This is a genomic window from Rhodanobacter sp. OR87, from assembly GCF_000473345.1.
Classification (GTDB): domain Bacteria; phylum Pseudomonadota; class Gammaproteobacteria; order Xanthomonadales; family Rhodanobacteraceae; genus Rhodanobacter; species Rhodanobacter denitrificans.
Window position 1 is genome coordinate 34,924 of the sequence record NZ_AXBJ01000008.1, and the last position, 18,686, is coordinate 53,609.

An 18,686-nucleotide genomic window follows, 5' to 3' on the forward strand; every position below is an offset into this window, starting at 1 on the left:
CGAGCCCGATGATGCGCGATTCACTCGTCCCGATCATCCCGCGGCGAATGGGTATAGGCGGGGTGATTGGCGGCAGCCAGGGTTTCCTGCGGCGGCAACTGCAGGTGCCAGCCTTGTGCGCGCAGGTGTTCGAGCACCTGCGCGGCATCCTCGATCGGCAGCTTGCGCTGCTCGTCCAGCTGCACCTCCATCACGAAACGCAGTTCGCCCAGCAGCAATACCAGCGGCTCGGGCAGCGTCTCGAACGCATCACGCTGCGCCAGCCACAGGTAGCTGTCGATCTTGCGCAGGCTGGCATAGACGAAACATTGCATGGCAGCACCGTGTGGGCAGAGGGGGCGCGGGGGAGGCGAGCGTAACAGCGCCTGCCGGTGAACCGGCTTCCGAGTGTGCCGGTTCGAGTGAAATGCGGTCGTTAGTTATTTGTTGCGACCGCACTTGCAACACCTTGTGCAAGAGGGCAAAGTTCAGCGCAGGAAGTTCAAACGCACGTATGAATCTGTTCTTCCGCCCGGCATACCGAAGATTACCCCGAGCTGCACCAACAACATGCAGGAGCTAGCGATGCACACGTCTTTCCGTTCCCTCACGGGCACCGCCCGTCCACTGGCGCTCGCCGCGCTGAGCATTGCGGTTGTGGGCGCCCTGGTCGCGCCTGCGAGCGCGGATGCCAGTGCGTTCCAGCTCAAGGAGAACAGCGCCAAAGGCCTGGGCCGCGCCTATGCGGGCTCCGCCACCGCCGGCGGCGACGCCTCGGTGGTGGTCAACAACCCGGCCGCGATGTCCGAGTTGAAGGGCACCTACCTGCAGGCCGATGTCACCGCCATCAATTTCAGCGCCAAGTTCGATGGCAGCGCGCATGACGTGCTGGGCCGCCCGATCAGTGGCGGCAACGGCGGCGACGCCGGCACCACCTTGCCGGTGCCGGCACTGTTCTTCGCCACCCAGGTCAGCGACCGCGTGCATGTGGGCGCCGGCTTCTCGGTGCCGTTCGGCTTCCAGACCGAATACGACAGGGACTGGGTCGGCCGCTACCACGGCATCAAGTCCAAGTTCCAGTCGCTCGATGCCACGCTGTCGGCGTCGTTCGACGTCACCGACAACTTCAGTCTCGGCGCCAGCTTCATCGCGCAGAAGACCAGCGCCGAGCTGACCAGTGCGATCAACTTCAATGCCGTGGGCCTGGGCATCCAGCGGGGCCTTGCTACCCAGGCTCAGTCTTATGCACAGCAGGCTGCCGCAGCGGCTCAAGCCGGGCAACTGCAGCTTGCACAGCAGCTGCAAGCTGCCGCCCAGCAGACTGCCCAAGCCATTCCCGGCGTAGCGGCGGTGACGCCGCCGGGCGTGGACGGCTATGCCCGCATCAAGGGCGACGACTGGGGCTACGGCTGGCAGCTGGGTGGCTACTGGAAGCTGACCGCGAACGACAAGCTGGCGCTGAACTACCGCTCCAAGATCAGCCACCGGCTGGAAGGTACCGGCAACTTCACCACCACGCCTGGCTACGACCTGCTGCTCGCCAACCCGGCGCTGGCCAGCTCGATTCCGCCGTTCTCCCACACCACCGGTACCGCCGACTTCACCACCCCCGCGGTGGTCAGCGCGAGCTACTGGCACCAGGCGGAGAAGTTCGGCTTCGGCGCCGACGTGGCCTGGACCAAGTGGGATGTGTTCAAGAACCTGACCGTGAACTACGGCAACGCGCAGCCTTCGACCAGCGAGAAGTACAACTGGCGCAACACCATCTACGCCTCGATCGGCGGCGACTACTACCTCAACGACAAGCTGACCCTGCGTGGCGGCATCGCGGTCGACAGCAGCCCGACCTACCTGGCTACGCGCAGCCCGCGCGTGCCGGACTCGACCCGCAAGATGGCCACCGTCGGCATCGGCTACAAGGCCAGCGAGCACTTCGAGATCAACGCCTCGTATGCGCACATCTTCGTCAACAACGCGCACGTCAACATCACCAGTAGCACCGGCGACACGCTGACCGGCAACTTCGACGACTACGGCAACCTGCTGAGCCTGTCGGCGATGTACAAGTTCTGACGCCCGACATGCGGTAACCGTGCAGATGAAACCTCCCCGCCGCGGCGGGGAGGTTTTTTTGTGTGCGGGGGAAGGTCAGCCGCGGCGCAGCAGCAGGTCGAGCATGCGCCGGAAGCGCGCGCCGTACGGCGGGTTGAGCAGCCCGGTGCCATTCCAGCGCGCCTGGCGGAATACCGGCTTCAAATGCGAGAACGTACGGAAGCCGGCCTCGCCATGGTAGCCGCCCATGCCGGAGGCGCCGACACCGCCGAACGGCAGGCCGTGCTGCGCGATGTGGTACAGCGTGTCGTTGAGCGTGACGCCGCCGGCGTGGGTCTGCGCCAGCACGCGCTCGATCAGGGCGCGATCCGTCTCGAACAGGTACAGCGCCAGTGGATGCGGGCGGGCGGCGACGCGGGCGATCGCCTCGTCCAGCGTGTCGTAGGGCAGCAGCGGCAGCAGCGGGCCGAAGATCTCCCCGCGCATCACCGCCATGCCGTCGTCGACCTCGGTCAGCAGCTGCGGCGGCAGCAGCCGGCGCGCGGGATCTTCCGCCGCCTCGCCCAGCGCGTACGCACTTGCGCCGGCCGCCAGCGCGCCGTCGCGCAGCGCCGTGAGGCGCTGGTACTGGCGGTCGGAGACGATGCTGGCGTACTGCGTGCTTCGCTCCAGCTGCGGGTACATCCGCGCCACCGCCTTGCCGGCCAGCGCGATGAACTCTGCCACGCGCGCGCGCGGCAGCAGCACGTAGTCCGGCGCGATGCAGGTCTGCCCGGCATTGACCAGTTTGCCGAACACGATGCGCTCCACCGCGTGCTCGAAGCGTGCGCCCGGGCCGATGATCGCCGGCGACTTGCCGCCCAGCTCCAGCGTCACCGGGGTGAGGTTGGCCGCGGCCGCGCGCATCACGTGGTGGCCGACCGCGGTGGAGCCGGTGAACAGCAGGTGGTCGAACGGCAGCGCGGCAAACGCCTGCGCCACGTTGGCGTCGCCGTTCACCACGACCACTTCGTCGGGCTGGAAGTACTTCGTCGCCTGTTCGGCGAACAGCGCCGAGAAGCGCGGCGTGAACTCGCTCATCTTCAGCATCGCGCGGTTGCCGGCGGCCAGCGCGTCGACCAGCGGGCCGACCGCCAGGTACAGCGGGTAGTTCCACGGCACGATGATGCCGACCACGCCGCGTGGCTGCGGTCGCAGTTCGGTGCGTGCGGGCAGGAACAGCCAGTCGGCCAGGCGCCGCCGCGGCTTCATCCAGCGCCGGCCATGCGCGAGCGCGTGGCGGACCGCCGACAGACTGGGGAAGATCTCCAGCAGATCGGTTTCCTCCCGCGGGCGCTGGCCGAAGTCGGCGTCGATCGCCGTGGCGAACGCCGCGCGCTGCTCCAGCAGCATCTTCTCCAGTTGGCGCAGGCGTTGCGCGCGGCGGGGCCAGTCAGGCATCGGCTCGCGCGCCTGCGCATCGCGCAGGCGCTGCAGCATGCCGGCAAGATCGGTGTGCGTGGCGTCGTGCATGGCGTTTCGCTCAGGAGTCGTCCATCCGGCGAGTAAATCCGGTCAGTTCTCTTTAACGTGCGGCATGCCAACGCTCCGTGCCATGGCATGCAACGTACTCGCTGCATCGGCACCATGGCAATGCCGGAGCGCCCACGCACGCCAGCTTCGCCCAAACCGGGCTTGGGAGCGAGGGGGAAGGTGCGGGTTTTCCGAGCCCCGGCGCCTACTCCCCGATGGTCAGCAGCGACGCGTTGCCGCCGGCGGCGGTGGTGTTGATGGTGAGCGTGCGTTCGCCGGCGAAGCGTAAGAGGTAGTGCGGGCCGCCGGCCTTGGGGCCGGTGCCGGAGAGGCTTTCGCCGCCGAACGGCTGCACACCGACCACCGCGCCGATCTGGTTGCGGTTGACGTAGCAGTTGCCGACGCGGGCGTGGCTGCGGATGTATTCCACGGTGTCGTCGATGCGGCTGTGCACGCCCAGGGTGAGGCCGTAGCCGGTGGCGTTGATCTGCTCGACCACCTGGGCCAGTTCGCTGCCCTTCCAGCGCACGATGTGCAGCACCGGGCCGAACACTTCGCGGGTCAGCGTGGCCAGCGCGGGGATTTCGTAGGCGCGCGGGGCGAAGAAGGTGCCGTGGGCGGCGACCTCGGCGTCGAGCTTCGCTTCGGCGATCTTCTTCGCCTCCTTGTCCATGCGCGCGGCGTGCTCGACCAGGATCTGCTTCGCGTCTTCGTCGATCACCGGGCCCACGTCGGTGGACAGCTGGCCGGGGTCGCCGACCTTCAGCTCGGCCATCGCGCCGGCCAGCATGCCGATCACCTTGTCGGCGATGTCCTCCTGCACGAACAGCACGCGCGCGGCCGAGCAGCGCTGGCCGGCGGACTGGAAGGCGGAGGCGATCACGTCCTTGACGATCTGCTCGGGCAGCGCGGAGGAGTCGGCGATCATCGCATTCTGCCCGCCGGTCTCGGCCACCAGCGCGGCGATCGGCGCATTGCGTGCGGCGAGCGTACGGTTGATCGCCCAGGCGGTTTCGGTGGAACCGGTGAAGGCCACGCCGGCCACGCGCGGATCGCGAGTGAGCGCGGCGCCGACCACGGCGCCGTCGCCGGGCAGGTACTGCAGCACGTCGAGCGGCACGCCGGCCTCGTGCAGCAGCTTCACCGCGGCGTAGCCGATCAGGCTGGTCTGCTCGGCCGGCTTGGCGATCACGCTGTTGCCGGCGGCCAGCGCAGCGCTGACCTGGCCCAGGAAGATCGCCAGCGGGAAGTTCCACGGGCTGATGCAGACGAACACGCCGCGGCCGTTGAGGAACAATTGATTGCTCTCGCCGGTGGGGCCGGGCAGCTGCTCGGGCTGGCCGAACAGGCGGCGCGCCATCGTCGCGTAGTAGCGCAGGAAGTCGGCGGCCTCGCGGACCTCGGCGATCGCGTCGGGCAGGCTCTTGCCGGCCTCGCGCACGCACAGCGCGATGAACTCGGCGCGGCGTGCTTCGAGCTGCTCCGCCGCGTGTTCGAGAATCGCGGCGCGGCTGGCCGCGGGCAGGCGATCCCAGCCGGGCTGGGCGGCGACGGCGTTGGCCAGCGCCTGGTCCACCAGCGCGGCGTCGGCGCTGACGTAGCTGCCCACGGCCTGGCGGCGGTCGGCCGGGTTGGTCACCGGCACGGTCGGGCCGTTGCCCTTGGCGCCGGGCACCAGCGGTTCGGCGGTCCACGGGCCGGCCTTGGCGGCGACGGCCTCGGCGAGGGCCTTCAGTTCGTTGTCGTTGGAGAAGTTGATGCCCATGGAATTCTTCCGCAGTTCGCCATAGAGGTTGACCGGCAAGGGGATGCGCGGGTGGGGAATGGACGCGAAGCGGCGCACCGTTTCGCACGGGTCGGCGACCAGCTCGCGCACCGGCAGGGTCTCGTCCACCACGCGGTTGACGAAGCTGGTGTTGGCGCCGTTTTCCAGCAGGCGGCGCACCAGGTACGGCAGCAGGTCCTCGTGGGTGCCGACCGGCGCGTACACGCGGCACGGCACGTTCAGGTTCTGCGGGCCGATCACCTCGGCGTACAGGTCGGTGCCCATGCCGTGCAGGCGCTGGAACTCGAACGGGCGGCCGCGCGCGATGTGGTGCACGGCGGCGATCGAGTGTGCGTTGTGGGTGGCGAACTGCGGATAGATCAGCTCGACCCCGGCGTCGAACAGCTTGCGCGCGCAGGCCAGGTAGGACACGTCGGTGTTCGGCTTGCGCGTGTACAGCGGGTAGCCGGCCAGGCCCTGTTCCTGCGCGCGCTTGATCTCGGCATCCCAGTAGGCACCCTTGACCAGGCGCACGTACCAGCGGCGGCCGGCAGCGCGCGCGGTCTCGACCAGCCAGTCGATCACGAACGGGGTGCGCTTGGAGTACGCCTGCACCACGATGCCGAGGCCGTTCCAGCCTTCCAGCGAGGGGTGCGCGAAGACGTCGCCGAGGATGTCCAGCGAGAGTTCGAGCCGGTCGGCCTCCTCGGCGTCGACCGACAGCGCGATGCCCCGCTGCATCGCCAGCTGCGACAGCTCCAGCAGTTTCGCGGTCAGCATGCGGCGTGCGTCTTCGCGCTTGGCCACCTCGTAGCGTGGGTGCAGCGCGGACAGCTTCACCGAGATCGAGGGCGCATCGGTGTGGTTGGCGAACGGGCCGCGCGCGCCGATGCGGGCGATCGCGCGGCGGTAGTCTTCCTGGTAGCGCTCGGCGGTCTCGGCGGTGAGCGCGGACTCGCCCAGCATGTCGTAGGAGTAGCGGTAGACCGCGTATTCCTTCTTCGCGCAGCGGTCCAGCGCCTCGTCGATGCTGCGGCCCATCACGAACTGGTGGCCCATGATGCGCATCGCCTGGCGCACCGCCAGGCGGATCGCCGGCTCGCCGGCGCGGCCGACCAGCCGCTTCAGCGCGCCGGTGAAATCATGGCGGGTGTCCTCGGCGAGGTTCACCAGGCGGCCGGTGAGCATCAACCCCCAGGTCGAGGCGTTGACGAACAGCGATTCGCTCTGGCCCAGGTGCTTCTTCCAGTCCGCCTCGCCGAGCTTGTCGCGGATCAGCTTGTCGGCGGTGGCCTTGTCCGGGATGCGCAGCAGCGCCTCGGCCACGCACATCAGCAGCACGCCTTCCTCGGAAGACAGGTCGTACTGGCGCATGAAGGACTCGACCGCGCTCTGGTCCTTCGCACGTGCCCGCACGCGGGTGACCAGGCCGGCGGCGACGTCGATCACCTGCTCGCGCTCGGCTGGCGGCAGGGTGGCCTGGGTCAGCAGGTCGTTGACCGCTTCGGTCTCGTCGCGCAGCCAGGCGGCGGTGATGCGCGCGCGGGTCGGCGTGCCGTCGGCGGGGAGTTCGGGGTGGAGAATGGCTTGGGTCACGGGCTTGTCGCTGGGATGCGCGGAGGCGGAGGAGAACGCGGAATTGTACGCGTGCCGTGCAATGCGCGGGAGCCGAAGCCGTCGCCGGGGTGCAACCGTTCAACGCAACACGATTCCTTGATCCAGGTCAAGCCGGTGCGACATTGTTGCCCGTTGCGCCGCCGCGGCCTATCATTCCGGCGTTCCAGGCACGCCGGATCTCCATGATCGTGCTTCGACCAGCTACCGCCGGCTTGCCCCGCGTGACGATGTGGCTCAAGCCCAACCGCACGCTCAGCCGGCGCGGTCTGCGTCGGCTGATCGTGGTTCTGGCGGCGCTGGTGCTGATGACGGCTGGACTGGTGGCGTGGCAGGGGAATGTGTTCGCTCCGCTGTTTGCCCTGATGGAATCCGTTGCCATGGCCATTGCCTTGCGCGTGGCCTGGCGGGCCGGCGATCGCAGCGAGCGCATCACCCTCGACGCCGAGTCGCTGGAGGTGCAATCCCTGCCGGGCCGGCGCTGCACGCGTTTCCCGTCGTACTGGGTGCGCGTGCTGCTGGAGCCGGGCAGCGGGCGTCAGCGGTTGTTGCTGTCGTCGCATGGACGCGAGCTGGAGATCGGCGCTTTCCTGGCGGAACAGGAACGCACCGCGCTGTCGAAGAAACTCATGGTGTTGCTGGCCGACTTCAACGGACAGCCACGCAAGTAGGTTCAACAAAGGTGCAAGACATGACATCTGGCGGCATCAGGCGATCATTCACGGCAGCGGCGGCTCTGGCCCTTGCCTCGTTCGGCAGCGTGGCGCTAGCCGCCCCCGGTCCGTGGCAGCTGAACCTGCAGCGCGGCGCGAGTACCTGGTCGTCGGTGCCGTACCACCTGAACAACGTGGCGCTGGCCGTGTGCACGGTGATCGGCGTGCTGGTGTTCAGCGCGATGTTCATCGCCATGTTCCGCTTCCGCAAATCGCGCGGCGCGGTGGCCGAGAAGTGGTCGCACAACACCACCGTGGAGGTGGTCTGGACCACCATCCCGGTGCTGATCCTGATCACCCTGGCCTATCTGGCCACCAGCGGGCTGACCACCTGGGCCGACACCACCGGTTCGCAGATGACCGTCAAGGTCACCGGCTACCAGTGGAAGTGGCGCTACGACTATGTCGACTACCTGGGCAAGTCGATCGACAAGGTCGGCTTCATGTCCAAACTGGATACGCGCAGCGACCAGACCCGCCAGCTCGGTTCGGGCATGGATCCGTACGCGGTCAGGGTCGGCGACGAGAACACCTACCTGCTCGACGTCGACAAGCCGCTGGTGGTGCCGGTGGACACCAAGATCCGCTTCGTGATCACCAGCGGCGACGTGATCCACTCCTGGTGGGTGCCGGCGACGGGTTGGAAGATCGACGCGATCCCCGGAATCATCAATGCGGCGTGGGCCAACTTCACCACGCCGGGCACCTATCGCGGCCAGTGCGCCGAATTGTGCGGCCAGGACCACGGCTTCATGCCGATCGTGGTGGTGGTGAAGTCGAAGGCCGATTTCGCCAAGTGGCTGGCCGGGCAGGAGGCGCAGTCCGCCGCGCCGCAAACCGCGCAGGTCGCCGCCCCGGTCGCCGGCAAGCAGGGCTGAGGCCGTTTGCCGCCCGTCCGGCACAGGTTTTTTTGCAGTCGCATTCCATTTTCAGGTTAGAGGTGCAAGGCCATGTCCTACGCAGCCACCCATGATCAGCACGACGATCACCACGGCGCGCCGAAAGGTTTCTTCCAGCGCTGGTGCATGTCCACCAACCACAAGGACATCGGCACGCTGTATCTGATTTTCTCGCTGACGATGCTGTTCATCGGCGGCAGTTTCGCCATGCTGATCCGCGCCGAGCTGTTCAAGCCGGGCATGCAGCTGATGCAGCCGTATTTCTTCAACGAAATGACGGCGATGCACGCGCTGGTGATGATTTTCGGCGCGATCATGCCGGCCTTCGTGGGCCTCGGCAACTGGATGATCCCGCTGATGGTCGGCGCGCCGGACATGGCGCTGCCGCGCATGAACAACCTGTCGTTCTGGATCCTGCCGTTCGCGTTCGTGCTGCTGCTGTCCACCCTGTTCCTGCCCGGTGGCGGCCCGGCCGGCGGCTGGACCATGTACCCGCCGCTGTCGTTGCAGAGCGGTTCGCTGGCCTATGCGGTGTTCGCGATCCACCTGATGGGCATCAGCTCGATCATGGGCGCGATCAACATCATCGCCACCATCCTCAACATGCGCGCGCCCGGCATGGACCTGATGAAGATGCCGGTGTTCGTGTGGAGCTGGCTGATCACCGCCTTCCTGCTGATCGCGGTGATGCCGGCGCTGGCCGGCGCGGTGACCATGCTGCTCACCGACAAGTACTTCGGCACCAACTTCTTCAACCCCGGCGGCGGCGGCGACCCGGTGCTGTACCAGCACATCTTCTGGTTCTTCGGCCACCCCGAGGTCTACATCATGATCCTGCCCGCGTTCGGGATCATCTCGGAGATCGTGCCGACCTTCGCGCGCAAGCCGATCTTCGGCTACAAGGCGATGGTGTTCGCGATTGCCTGCATCGCGTTCCTGTCGTTCATCGTGTGGGCGCACCACATGTTCGCGGTGGGCCTGCCGCTGGGCGCCGAAGTCTTCTTCATGTACGCCACCATGCTGATCTCGGTGCCGACCGGCGTGAAGGTGTTCAACTGGGTGGCCACCATGTGGGGCGGCTCGATGACGTTCGAGACGCCGATGCTGTTCGCCATCGCGTTCATCATCCTGTTCACCATCGGCGGCTTCTCCGGCCTGATGATGGCGCTGGTGCCGGCCGACTTCCAGTATCACGACACCTACTTCATCGTGGCGCATTTCCACTACGTGCTGGTCACCGGTGCGCTGTTCGCGATCATCGGCGCCGCGTACTACTGGATGCCGAAGTGGACCGGCAACATGTACAACGAGTTCTGGGGCAAGGTGCACTTCTGGAACAGCGTGATCTGGGTCAACGTGCTGTTCTTCCCACAGCACTTCCTGGGCCTGGCCGGCATGCCGCGCCGCATCCCCGACTACAACGTGGCGTTCGCCAACTTCAACATGATCAGCTCGATCGGCGGCTTCCTGTTCGGCGCCACCCAGCTGATCTTCGTGGGCGTGCTGATCCACTGCGTGTTCTTCTCGAAGAAGAAGGCCACCGACCGCGTATGGGAAGGGGCCAAGGGCCTGGAGTGGACCATCCCCTCGCCGGCGCCGCACCATACCTTCGAAGTGCCGCCGGTGATCAACGACGATGAACTGGCCCACGGCCACGTCAACGATTGACCGTCCATCCAGCATGCCGGCCGCGCAGCCGGCATGTTCCCGGGAGCAAACTGACATGGCGCAGCAGACGATTCATGCGGCAACGGCCCAGCCGGACGGGAAAGCCCGTCGCGGCGTGCGGCGCACGGTCACGATACTTGCCGTGGCCGCACTGGCGGTCTACCTGTCGACGTTCCTGCAGATTCTGCTGATGAAATAGCATTCCGCGCGTTCCACGTGTCCTTCCACCGGCCGGGTTCGACGACCGGCGTGCAGTTCCCCGGTCGCTGCGACGGGGCAAAGTCATCAAGAGAAAATCCACGGGGTTACACCATGGGTCAGCAACACGACGCTTACTTCGTTCCGACCAAGAGCTACTGGCCGTTCGTGGCCGCAGTGGTCATGTTCACCACCGTGTTCGGTGCCGCGCACTGGTTGAACGCGGATCCCGGCGAGAGCGGCTTCGGCAAGTCCGTACTGACCATCGGCGTGCTCGGCGTGCTCGGCATGTTCTTCGGCTGGTTCCGCTCGGTGATCAACGAGTCGCTGGCCGGCAGCTACAACCGCCAGGTGGACACCTCGTTCCGCATGGGCATGATGTGGTTCATCTTCTCCGAGGTGATGTTCTTCGGCGCGTTCTTCGGTGCGTTGTTCTACGTGCGCATGTTCTCGGTGCCGTGGCTCGGCGGCCACGGCCACGGCGTGCTGACCCACGAGTTCCTGTGGAGCGACTACACCGCGGCCTGGGGCGCCAATGGCGGCAACGGCCCGGAACAGGCCGGCGGCGCGTTCCGCACCGTGCCGGCGTGGGGGCTGCCGTTGCTGAACACGCTGATCCTGCTCACCTCCAGCGTCACCGTGACCATCGCGCACCATGCGCTGCGCGCCGGCCACCGCGGCAAGATCCTGCTGTTCCTGGGCCTGACCGTGCTGCTGGGCGCCACCTTCCTGTACTTCCAGGCACACGAGTACATCGAGGCGTACAAGGAACTGAACCTGACCCTGCACAGCGGCGTCTACGGCTCGACCTTCTTCCTGCTCACCGGTTTCCACGGCCTGCATGTGACGCTGGGCACGATCATGCTGGCGGTGATCTGGCTGCGCGTGCTGAAGGGTCACTTCAACAAGGAGCACCACTTCGGCTTCGAGGCCGTGGCGTGGTACTGGCACTTCGTCGACGTGGTCTGGCTGGGCCTGTTCATGTTCGTCTACATACTTTGACGCGACATCCTGTCGCGGACGGCGAAGGTCAAGAACCGGCCGTCCGTGGCCGGACTCTTCAAAAAGGCAGGACTTCACGCGACGTCCTGTCGCGGAGAGCGAAGACCAAGAACCGGCCATCCATGGCCGGACTATTCAAAAGAAGGCGTTGCTCCGGTCAAGTTCAGATAAGAAGAAGCCCGCCGGATGGCGGGCTTCTTCTTTTGGCGGCGAACAGTCAGTGTGTCGTGGCGGTTACAATCACTGGCCGACGTCGTGCGGGTGCAGCCAGCCCATCCAGATGCCGAATGCGACCATGGCGATGAACAGCAGCGACAGGCCGATGCGACGGGTCAGCGCCCACACGGTGCGCTTGTCGTCGTCCTTGTCGGTCATCATGAAGTACAGCGCCTGGCCGAGGCTGAAGATCACCACCAGCAGCACCACGACCAGCGCAATTTTATAGATGGTTTCCACGTGATTGATCCGATCCAGTTCGACATGACGAGTATAGCGGCCGCCGGCAGGCGCCCGGCGTGAGCGGATTCCGTCGTCCGTCATGGTGGGCGCTGCTGCTGACCGTGGCCGGAGCGCTGCTGTTCGTGCGCCTGGGCGTCTGGCAGCTGCATCGCGCCGACTTCAAGGACGACCTTCTGCGACGGTATGCCGCGGCCGCCGCGGCGCCGCTGCAGGACTTTGCCGGGGTCGCCGACACGCCGCCGGCGGACGGCTTTCCGCGGGTGAAGGTCGACGGCCACTACCTGGCCGACCGCGTATACCTGCTGGACAACCCGAAGCACGACCGCCGCGGCGGCGTGCAGGTGTACGCGCCGCTGGCGCTGGACGGCCACTCGCCGCTGCTGCTGGTCGACCTTGGTTTCCTGCCCGGCAACGGCAGCGACAAGTCGCCTCAGGTGCCGCCGCTGCCGACGGGCAAGGTGAGCCTGCAGGGGCTGTACGTGCCGCCGCCGCCGGTCGGTTTCGAGATGGGCGGCAATGCGCTGGCGCGGCAGACGCAGTGGCCGAAGAGCTCGATCTTCCTGGACCCCGCGCAGGTCGCTGCCGACCTCGGGCGGGGGCTGTATCCGCGCGTGCTGGCGCTGGATCCCGATCCGGCGGCGATCTACGAGCGCGAGCGCAACCTCGATTTTTCCTCGATGCCGCCAGCGCGGCACCGCGCCTACGCGTTCCAGTGGTTCACCTTTGCGCTGGCGGCGGTGGTGATCCTGCTGGTCGTGCATCGCAAGCGCAAACCACACAAATCCGATTCCGCGAAGGTTGACGACGTCCCATGAAAGCTGCCGATCCCGCCGCCGTGCGCAAGAGCCGACTCTTCCTGCTGCTGATCGTGCTGGCGTTCGTCGCGCCGATGATCGCCGCCGGCCTGCTCAGCTGGAGCGGCTGGCAGCCCGGCACCAAGGGCAACGGCGAACCAATCCTGCCGCAGCGCAATTTTGTCGACGAGCAGTTGCGCGTGCAGCTGGCGAATGGCCAGCCCTACGCCTGGCGCGACAGCCAGCCGCGGCTGACCCTGGTGGCGCTGGCCGGCCCCGGCTGCGCCGCGCGCTGCCTGGCTACGTTGACCAACATGGCCGCGGCGCGGGTCACGCTGAACCGCAACCAGTCGCGCCTGCGCCTGCTCTATCTGGGTGCGCCGCCCGTGGACGATGCGCGCGACGGCATGCGCAACTACTGGCAGCTTGGCACCGACGTCGACGGCAAGCTGGCCGGGTTTCGGCCGGACGCGCCGGACAGCGTGAGCGCGCTGCTGGTGGAGTCCAACGGCACCGCGTTGTCGCTGTATCGCGTCGGCTTCGATCCGAACGGCTTGCGCAAGGACCTGCAGAAGGTGATCAAGTGATGTCGTCGCATGCGCCGCGGGTGTTGCGCTGGCTGGCCCTGTTCGCGGCGGTGTTCGCGTTCGGGCTGGTGATGTTCGGTGCGTTCGTGCGGCTGTCCAACGCCGGCCTGTCCTGCCCGGACTGGCCGACCTGCTACGGCCAGGTGACCTGGCCGCAGCATGCGCAGGCGGTGGCGCATGCCGACGCGGCGTTCCCGGATCGCCCGTACGAGGCGCACAAGGCCTGGCGCGAGCAGGTGCACCGCTTCCTCGCCGGCACGCTCGGCGTGCTGGTGCTGCTGCTGGCGCTGATCGCCGGCTGGCGCCGGCGCGGCACGTTGCTGGCGGTGGTCGGCGGCGCCGTGTTCGCGGCGCTCGGGGTGGGCCTGTACATGCGCGGCGAACACTTGTGGTCGTCGCTGCTGGCGGCCTGTGCGATCGTGCTGCCGCTGCTCGCCGCGCTCCGGCTGCCGCGGCCCGGCGCGTGGAAGATCTGCGTGCTGGCGCTGGCGGTGATCATCTTCCAGGCGATGCTCGGCATGTGGACGGTGACCTTGCTGCTCAAGCCGGTGGTGGTGATGGGCCACCTGCTCGGTGGCATGAGCACGTTCGCGCTGCTGGCCTACGCCGCGCTGCGTTTCGCCGGCGTGGCGGCGCCGGACGACGGTCTTGCCGACCTGCGCCGGCTGGTGGCGATCGGCATCATGTTGCTGCTGTGCCAGATCGCGCTGGGCGGCTGGACCTCGGCGAACTACGCCGCGCTGGCCTGCGGCTACGGCCCGGGCTCGTTCCCCGAGTGTCTCGGCCAGTGGGCGCCGCCCACCGATTTTCGCGAGGGCTTCGTGCTGTGGCGCGGGATCGGCGTGAACTACGAGGGCGGCGTGCTCGACATGGCCGCGCGCAGCGCGATCCAGATCGCGCACCGCATCGGCGCGCTGGTGGTGTTCTGCTACCTCGGCTGGCTGGCGGTCCGCACGGCGCGGCATGGCCTGCGCGCGCTGGGCCTGGCGATCGCGCTGGCGCTGGCGGGCCAGGTGCTGCTGGGTATCAGCAACGTGTACTTCGGTCTGCCGCTGGCGGTGGCGACCGCGCACAATGGTGTGGCGGCGCTGCTGCTGACCACCCTGCTGGCCACGCTGGCGCGCACGCAGCGGCGGCATGACGAATCGATGTTCCTGTCGTTGGGGCGGCACTGAAATGAGCGTTCTTCACGAGTACCTGCTGTTGACCAAACCGCGCATCGTCGCCTTGCTGGTGTTCTGCGCGGTGATCGGCATGTTCCTCGCTGTGCCCGGCATGCCGCCGTGGCGCGCGCTGGTGTTCGGCACGCTGGGCATCTGGCTGGCCTCGTCCTCGGCGGCCGCGTTCAACCAGCTGATCGACCAGCGCATCGACAAGGTGATGGTGCGCACGGCGCACCGGCCGCTGGCCACCGGGCATCTCAACGCGCGCCAGGTGTTCGTGTTCGCGCTGGCGCTAGGCATCGCCTCGATGCTGGTGCTGGTGCTGTGGGTCAACACGCTGACCGCGGTGCTGACCTTTGCCGGGCTGATCGGTTATGCGGTGATCTATACCGCGTTCCTCAAGCGCGCCTCGCCGCAGAACATCGTGATCGGCGGCCTCGCGGGCGCGATCCCGCCGGTGCTGGGCTGGACCGCGGTCACCGGCGCGCTGCACCCGTACGCGCTGCAGCTGTGCCTGATCATCTTCGTGTGGACGCCGCCGCACTTCTGGGCGCTGGCGATCTTCCGCCGCGACGACTACTCGCGCGCGCAGGTGCCGATGCTGCCGGTGACCCACGGCGTGGTGTTCACCCGCTGGCACATCCTGTTCTACACCGTGCTGCTGGTGCTGGTGACCCTGCTGCCGGTGCTGACCGGGATGAGCGGCCTGGTCTACCTGGGTGGCGCCGCGGTGCTGGGCGGCGCGTTCCTGTATTACGCGGTGCGCCTGCTTAACCCGCCGGATGAGCTGTACGCGATGAAGGTGTTCAGCTACTCCATCGTCTACCTGATGGCACTGTTCGCGTTCCTGCTGGTCGACCACTGGCTGCTGCCGCCGCTGGTGCCTTCCGGCCCGCCGCCGGTGCCGTTCGGCTGAGCAGCGATCGTGCGAACTTTCGTCGCCGCAGGCATTGACAGCACGCTGCTGCAGCACAACAATGCGCGCGCCATCCGGCGCGCTCGCGCCGGCCGGCTCCCTGTCCTGACTAACCAAGGCATATGGACGTTTACCCTAGTCGCAACGTCGACATCCGCTCGCATCGGGTGCCGGCATTGCATAACAAGCTGATGATCTGCGGCGACCGCCTGCGGTCGGCCGGCGCTTTCCTCGACTAGGGAAGACCGGCCCACCTCCTCCGGCGCCGCGGGCGCCGTAACGAGGAGATGGGCTATGAAGCTCCTTCGCGATTCCGTTTTGCTGCGCATGCTGCGCCGGCTGCTGGCTGGCCGCCGCGAGGCCGTGCGCGCCACCTACACCATCACCGTGCCCGCCCCGCTGGAGCGGTCGGCCGGCAGCAACGTGGTCGAACTGCACCGCCGCGCCGACGCCGGCGGCCGCACGTCGGCGGCAACGAAGGCCCGCGGCGACGCGCTGCCATCCTCCGGCCATCTCGCACTGGTATCCAGTCGCTGATGGTCGCCATGACGTCATGCAAGGGATGGCCTCCGCCAGTGGCGGAACCGTTCCGGCCGCATGCGCGGCCAGGCACACCGGCGCCGGCGAAGTTGGCGGATTGATTCCGCGGACTCGCATCGGCGGCAGGCATCGGCGAATTCACGGAAGCGGGTCATGATCAAGCAATCCATCCAGGGTGCCCTGCCGAGGGCGGCCGACAGGGGTGCGTCGGCACCCTTGCACGTGGCGGTGGCGCAGGAGGCATTCCGCGCGAACAGCGAACTGCTGGCGTCGCTGGAGACCACCCCGGCCGGTCTCGACGAGGAACAGATCGAGGCGCGGCTGCATCGCGACGGCATCAACGAGGTTTCGTACGAGAAGCCGCCGCACTGGTCGCGGCAATTGCTGCGTGCGTTCAAGAACCCGTTCATCATCGTGCTGCTGGTGCTGGCGGTGGTGCAGATGTTCGCCACGCCGGATGACCTGTCCGGGCCGATCATCATTGCGGCGATGGTGGGCATCAGCGTGCTGCTGAGCTTCACTCAGGAGTACCGCTCCTCGAAGGCGGCGGAGAAGCTGAAGGCGATGGTGCGCAACACCGCCACGGTGACGCGGCGCGCCTCCGACGGCCACAGCGAGCGCATCGAGGTGCCGGTGGGCGAGCTGGTCGCCGGCGACATCGTGCACCTGGCCGCGGGCGACATGGTGCCCGCCGACCTGCGCCTGCTGCATGCGAAGGACCTGTTCATCAGCCAGGCGATCCTCACCGGCGAGTCGTTGCCGGTGGAGAAGGCCGCGCCGGGAGCGCACGGCGCGGCCGAGGCGGACCACGCCAATCCGCTGGACCTGCCGACGATCTGCTACATGGGCACCAACGTGGTCAGCGGCACCGCCACCGCGGTGGCGGTGGCGACCGGCCCGCGCAGCTATCTCGGCTCGCTGGCGCACAGCATCGTGGGCCAGCGCGTGCAGACCAGCTTCGACCGCGGCGTGAACAGCGTCAGCTGGCTGCTGATCCGCTTCATGGCGGTGATGGTGCCGGTGGTGTTCCTGATCAACGGCTTCGACAAGCACGACTGGCTGCAGGCGTTCATGTTCGCGCTGTCGGTGGCGGTCGGCCTCACCCCGGAGATGCTGCCGCTGATCGTCACCGCGAACCTGGCCAAGGGCGCGCTGGCGATGTCCCGGCGCAAGGTGGTGGTGAAGCGGCTCAACGCGATCCAGAACTTCGGCGCGATGGACGTGCTGTGCACCGACAAGACCGGCACCTTGACGCTGGACAAGATCGTGCTGGAGCGGCATCTCGACCTGCACGGCGAGGAGTCCGACGAGGCGCTGGAATACGGCTACCTCAACAGCCGCTTCCAGACCGGCCTGAAGAACCTGATGGACAAGGCGGTGCTGGCGCATCGCGACCTGGAGCCGGCCGCGGCGCACTACCGCATCGTCGACGAGATCCCGTTCGACTTCCAGCGCCGGCGCATGTCCGTCGTGCTCGGCAACGGCGACGGCCACGACCTGATCGTGTGCAAGGGCGCGGTGGAGGAGATGCTGTCGATCTGCACCTGGGCGAAGACCGGCGACCAGATCGTGCCGATGACCGACGCGCAGCGCGACGAGATCAAGGAGATGACGCGCGGGCTCAATGAGGACGGCCTGCGCGTGCTGGTGGTGGCGGTGAAGCAGCAGCCGCCGGCCGGGCGTCCGTACGGCGTCGCCGACGAGAGCGGGCTGACCGCGGTGGGTTGCCTGGCCTTCCTCGATCCGCCGAAGGATTCGGCGGCCACCGCGATCGCCGCGCTGCATCACCATGGCGTGCAGGTGAAGGTGATCACCGGCGACAACGAGGCGGTGACGCGCAAGATCTGCCGCGAAGTGGGGCTGGACGTGGAGCATTCGGCGCAGGGCCGGCAGATCGAGCCGCTGGACGATGCGGCGCTGGACGAGCTGGTCAAGCGCACCACCGTGTTCGCCAAGATGTCGCCGCTGCAGAAGGCGCGCGTGGTGAAGTCGCTGCAGCGCCAGGGCCACACGGTGGGCTTCCTCGGCGACGGCATCAACGACGCGCCGGCGCTGCGCGAGGCGGACGTGGGCATCTCGGTGGATACCGCCACCGACATCGCCAAAGAATCGGCCGACATCATCCTGCTCGAAAAGAACCTGATGGTGCTGGAGGAGGGCGTGATCGAGGGCCGCATCACCTTCGGCAACATCATCAAGTACATCAAGATGACCGCCAGCTCGAACTTCGGCAACATGTTCTCGGTGCTGGTGGCGAGCGCGTTCCTGCCGTTCCTGCCGATGCTGCCGCTGCAGATCCTGGTGCTGAACCTGCTGTACGACATCTCGCAGCTGTCGATCCCGTTCGACCGCATGGACGACGAGTACCTGCGCAAGCCGCGCAAGTGGGACGCCAGCGATATCGGCCGCTTCATGGTGTGGATCGGCCCGGTCAGCTCGATCTTCGACATCACCACGTTCCTGCTGCTGTGGCACGTGTTCGGCGCGAACTCGATGGCGCACCAGCCGTTCTTCCAGTCCGGCTGGTTCATCGAGAGCCTGCTGACGCAGACGCTGATCGTGCACATGATCCGCACGCGCCGGATCCCGTTCCTGCAGAGCATCGCCTCGGCCCCGGTGCTGGCGCTGACCACCGCGGTCATCCTGATCGGCCTGTTTGTGCCGTTCACCGGGCTGGGCGCCAAGATCGGCATGGTAGCGCTGCCGCCGGCGTTCTTCGGCTGGGTGGCGCTGACCGGGCTCACCTACGGCGTGCTGACCCAGCTGATGAAGCTGGTGTACATCCGCCGCTACGGCCGCTGGCTGTGACCATGGCCGGGAGCAGC

At 67.3% G+C, this 18,686-nt stretch carries 16 protein-coding genes; 12 read left to right on the forward strand and 4 right to left on the reverse strand.

Annotated features, from left to right (window positions below):
• Positions 1 to 20: 20 nt before the first annotated feature.
• Positions 21 to 314 carry a YcgL domain-containing protein gene (locus RHOOR87_RS0109145; protein WP_027484848.1) on the reverse strand — a complete coding sequence of 98 codons (294 nt, stop codon included), beginning with the start codon at positions 312 to 314 and terminating at the stop codon, positions 21 to 23.
• A gap of 250 nt (positions 315 to 564) precedes the next feature.
• On the opposite strand from RHOOR87_RS0109145, the gene RHOOR87_RS0109150 reads away from it, so the two are divergent.
• Complete coding sequence (locus RHOOR87_RS0109150; protein ID WP_027484849.1) at positions 565 to 2,052, forward strand: outer membrane protein transport protein; 1,488 nt, start codon at positions 565 to 567, stop codon at positions 2,050 to 2,052.
• Between the two features lie 75 nt (positions 2,053 to 2,127).
• Here RHOOR87_RS0109150 and RHOOR87_RS0109155 read toward each other — a convergent pair whose 3' ends face one another.
• Together RHOOR87_RS0109155 and putA are read right to left on the reverse strand one after the other, a co-directional pair.
• Positions 2,128 to 3,543, reverse strand: coding sequence for a coniferyl aldehyde dehydrogenase (locus tag RHOOR87_RS0109155; RefSeq protein ID WP_027484850.1), 1,416 nt, complete (start codon positions 3,541 to 3,543; stop codon positions 2,128 to 2,130).
• Between the two features lie 205 nt (positions 3,544 to 3,748).
• Positions 3,749 to 6,904: a bifunctional proline dehydrogenase/L-glutamate gamma-semialdehyde dehydrogenase PutA gene (gene putA / locus RHOOR87_RS0109160; protein WP_027484851.1), complete on the reverse strand. Its 3,156-nt coding sequence runs from the start codon at positions 6,902 to 6,904 to the stop codon at positions 3,749 to 3,751.
• 248 nt (positions 6,905 to 7,152) lie between these two features.
• Between putA and RHOOR87_RS0109165 the strand changes: the two genes are divergently transcribed.
• The 5 genes from RHOOR87_RS0109165 to RHOOR87_RS0109185 all read left to right on the forward strand — a co-directional run bounded on the left by RHOOR87_RS0109165 (position 7,153) and on the right by RHOOR87_RS0109185 (position 11,402).
• Entirely contained in the window at positions 7,153 to 7,593 is a 441-nt protein-coding gene (locus RHOOR87_RS0109165; protein ID WP_007514071.1) for a DUF2244 domain-containing protein, read from the forward strand.
• A 20-nt stretch (positions 7,594 to 7,613) separates the two neighbouring features.
• Positions 7,614 to 8,513, forward strand: a complete 900-nt coding sequence (coxB, locus tag RHOOR87_RS0109170; protein ID WP_027484852.1) for a cytochrome c oxidase subunit II — start codon at positions 7,614 to 7,616, stop codon at positions 8,511 to 8,513.
• A 72-nt stretch (positions 8,514 to 8,585) separates the two neighbouring features.
• Complete coding sequence (gene ctaD / locus RHOOR87_RS0109175) at positions 8,586 to 10,202, forward strand: cytochrome c oxidase subunit I (RefSeq protein ID WP_007514065.1); 1,617 nt, start codon at positions 8,586 to 8,588, stop codon at positions 10,200 to 10,202.
• Positions 10,203 to 10,257: 55 nt separating this feature from the next.
• Positions 10,258 to 10,401 (forward strand): hypothetical protein, encoded by a 144-nt coding sequence (locus RHOOR87_RS0109180; RefSeq protein ID WP_231381753.1) that lies wholly within the window; start codon positions 10,258 to 10,260, stop codon positions 10,399 to 10,401.
• A gap of 113 nt (positions 10,402 to 10,514) precedes the next feature.
• Positions 10,515 to 11,402, forward strand: coding sequence for a cytochrome c oxidase subunit 3 (locus RHOOR87_RS0109185; RefSeq protein WP_007514061.1), 888 nt, complete (start codon positions 10,515 to 10,517; stop codon positions 11,400 to 11,402).
• A gap of 240 nt (positions 11,403 to 11,642) precedes the next feature.
• Here RHOOR87_RS0109185 and RHOOR87_RS0109190 read toward each other — a convergent pair whose 3' ends face one another.
• Positions 11,643 to 11,858: a twin transmembrane helix small protein gene (locus tag RHOOR87_RS0109190; protein WP_007514059.1), complete on the reverse strand. Its 216-nt coding sequence runs from the start codon at positions 11,856 to 11,858 to the stop codon at positions 11,643 to 11,645.
• Between the two features lie 59 nt (positions 11,859 to 11,917).
• On the opposite strand from RHOOR87_RS0109190, the gene RHOOR87_RS0109195 reads away from it, so the two are divergent.
• The 6 genes from RHOOR87_RS0109195 (at position 11,918) to mgtA (ending at position 18,669) form a co-directional block, all read left to right on the forward strand.
• Complete coding sequence (locus RHOOR87_RS0109195; RefSeq protein WP_027484854.1) at positions 11,918 to 12,676, forward strand: SURF1 family protein; 759 nt, start codon at positions 11,918 to 11,920, stop codon at positions 12,674 to 12,676.
• Positions 12,673 to 13,242, forward strand: a complete 570-nt coding sequence (locus tag RHOOR87_RS0109200) for a hypothetical protein (protein WP_027484855.1) — start codon at positions 12,673 to 12,675, stop codon at positions 13,240 to 13,242. Before RHOOR87_RS0109195 ends, RHOOR87_RS0109200 begins: the two co-directional genes overlap by 4 nt.
• Positions 13,242 to 14,417 (forward strand): COX15/CtaA family protein, encoded by a 1,176-nt coding sequence (locus RHOOR87_RS0109205; protein WP_015446564.1) that lies wholly within the window; start codon positions 13,242 to 13,244, stop codon positions 14,415 to 14,417. Before RHOOR87_RS0109200 ends, RHOOR87_RS0109205 begins: the two co-directional genes overlap by 1 nt.
• 1 nt (position 14,418) lies before the next feature.
• Positions 14,419 to 15,321, forward strand: a complete 903-nt coding sequence (gene cyoE / locus RHOOR87_RS0109210; protein WP_015446565.1) for a heme o synthase — start codon at positions 14,419 to 14,421, stop codon at positions 15,319 to 15,321.
• 294 nt (positions 15,322 to 15,615) lie between these two features.
• Complete coding sequence (locus RHOOR87_RS0109215; protein ID WP_007514053.1) at positions 15,616 to 15,858, forward strand: hypothetical protein; 243 nt, start codon at positions 15,616 to 15,618, stop codon at positions 15,856 to 15,858.
• A gap of 156 nt (positions 15,859 to 16,014) precedes the next feature.
• Positions 16,015 to 18,669 carry a magnesium-translocating P-type ATPase gene (mgtA, locus tag RHOOR87_RS0109220; RefSeq protein ID WP_027484856.1) on the forward strand — a complete coding sequence of 885 codons (2,655 nt, stop codon included), beginning with the start codon at positions 16,015 to 16,017 and terminating at the stop codon, positions 18,667 to 18,669.
• Positions 18,670 to 18,686 lie beyond the last annotated feature (17 nt).

Bases quoted from the DNA above. Each gene is read 5' to 3' on its own strand.
- RHOOR87_RS0109145 (WP_027484848.1), bottom strand. From the start codon at position 314: ATGCAATGTTTCGTCTATGCCAGCCTGCGCAAGATCGACAGCTACCTG.
- RHOOR87_RS0109150 (WP_027484849.1), top strand. From the start codon at position 565: ATGCACACGTCTTTCCGTTCCCTCACGGGCACCGCCCGTCCACTGGCG.
- RHOOR87_RS0109155 (WP_027484850.1), bottom strand. From the start codon at position 3,543: ATGCACGACGCCACGCACACCGATCTTGCCGGCATGCTGCAGCGCCTG.
- RHOOR87_RS0109165 (WP_007514071.1), top strand. From the start codon at position 7,153: ATGTGGCTCAAGCCCAACCGCACGCTCAGCCGGCGCGGTCTGCGTCGG.
- coxB (WP_027484852.1), top strand. From the start codon at position 7,614: ATGACATCTGGCGGCATCAGGCGATCATTCACGGCAGCGGCGGCTCTG.
- ctaD (WP_007514065.1), top strand. From the start codon at position 8,586: ATGTCCTACGCAGCCACCCATGATCAGCACGACGATCACCACGGCGCG.
- RHOOR87_RS0109180 (WP_231381753.1), top strand. From the start codon at position 10,258: ATGGCGCAGCAGACGATTCATGCGGCAACGGCCCAGCCGGACGGGAAA.
- RHOOR87_RS0109185 (WP_007514061.1), top strand. From the start codon at position 10,515: ATGGGTCAGCAACACGACGCTTACTTCGTTCCGACCAAGAGCTACTGG.
- RHOOR87_RS0109200 (WP_027484855.1), top strand. From the start codon at position 12,673: ATGAAAGCTGCCGATCCCGCCGCCGTGCGCAAGAGCCGACTCTTCCTG.
- RHOOR87_RS0109205 (WP_015446564.1), top strand. From the start codon at position 13,242: ATGTCGTCGCATGCGCCGCGGGTGTTGCGCTGGCTGGCCCTGTTCGCG.
- cyoE (WP_015446565.1), top strand. From the start codon at position 14,419: ATGAGCGTTCTTCACGAGTACCTGCTGTTGACCAAACCGCGCATCGTC.
- RHOOR87_RS0109215 (WP_007514053.1), top strand. From the start codon at position 15,616: ATGAAGCTCCTTCGCGATTCCGTTTTGCTGCGCATGCTGCGCCGGCTG.
- mgtA (WP_027484856.1), top strand. From the start codon at position 16,015: ATGATCAAGCAATCCATCCAGGGTGCCCTGCCGAGGGCGGCCGACAGG.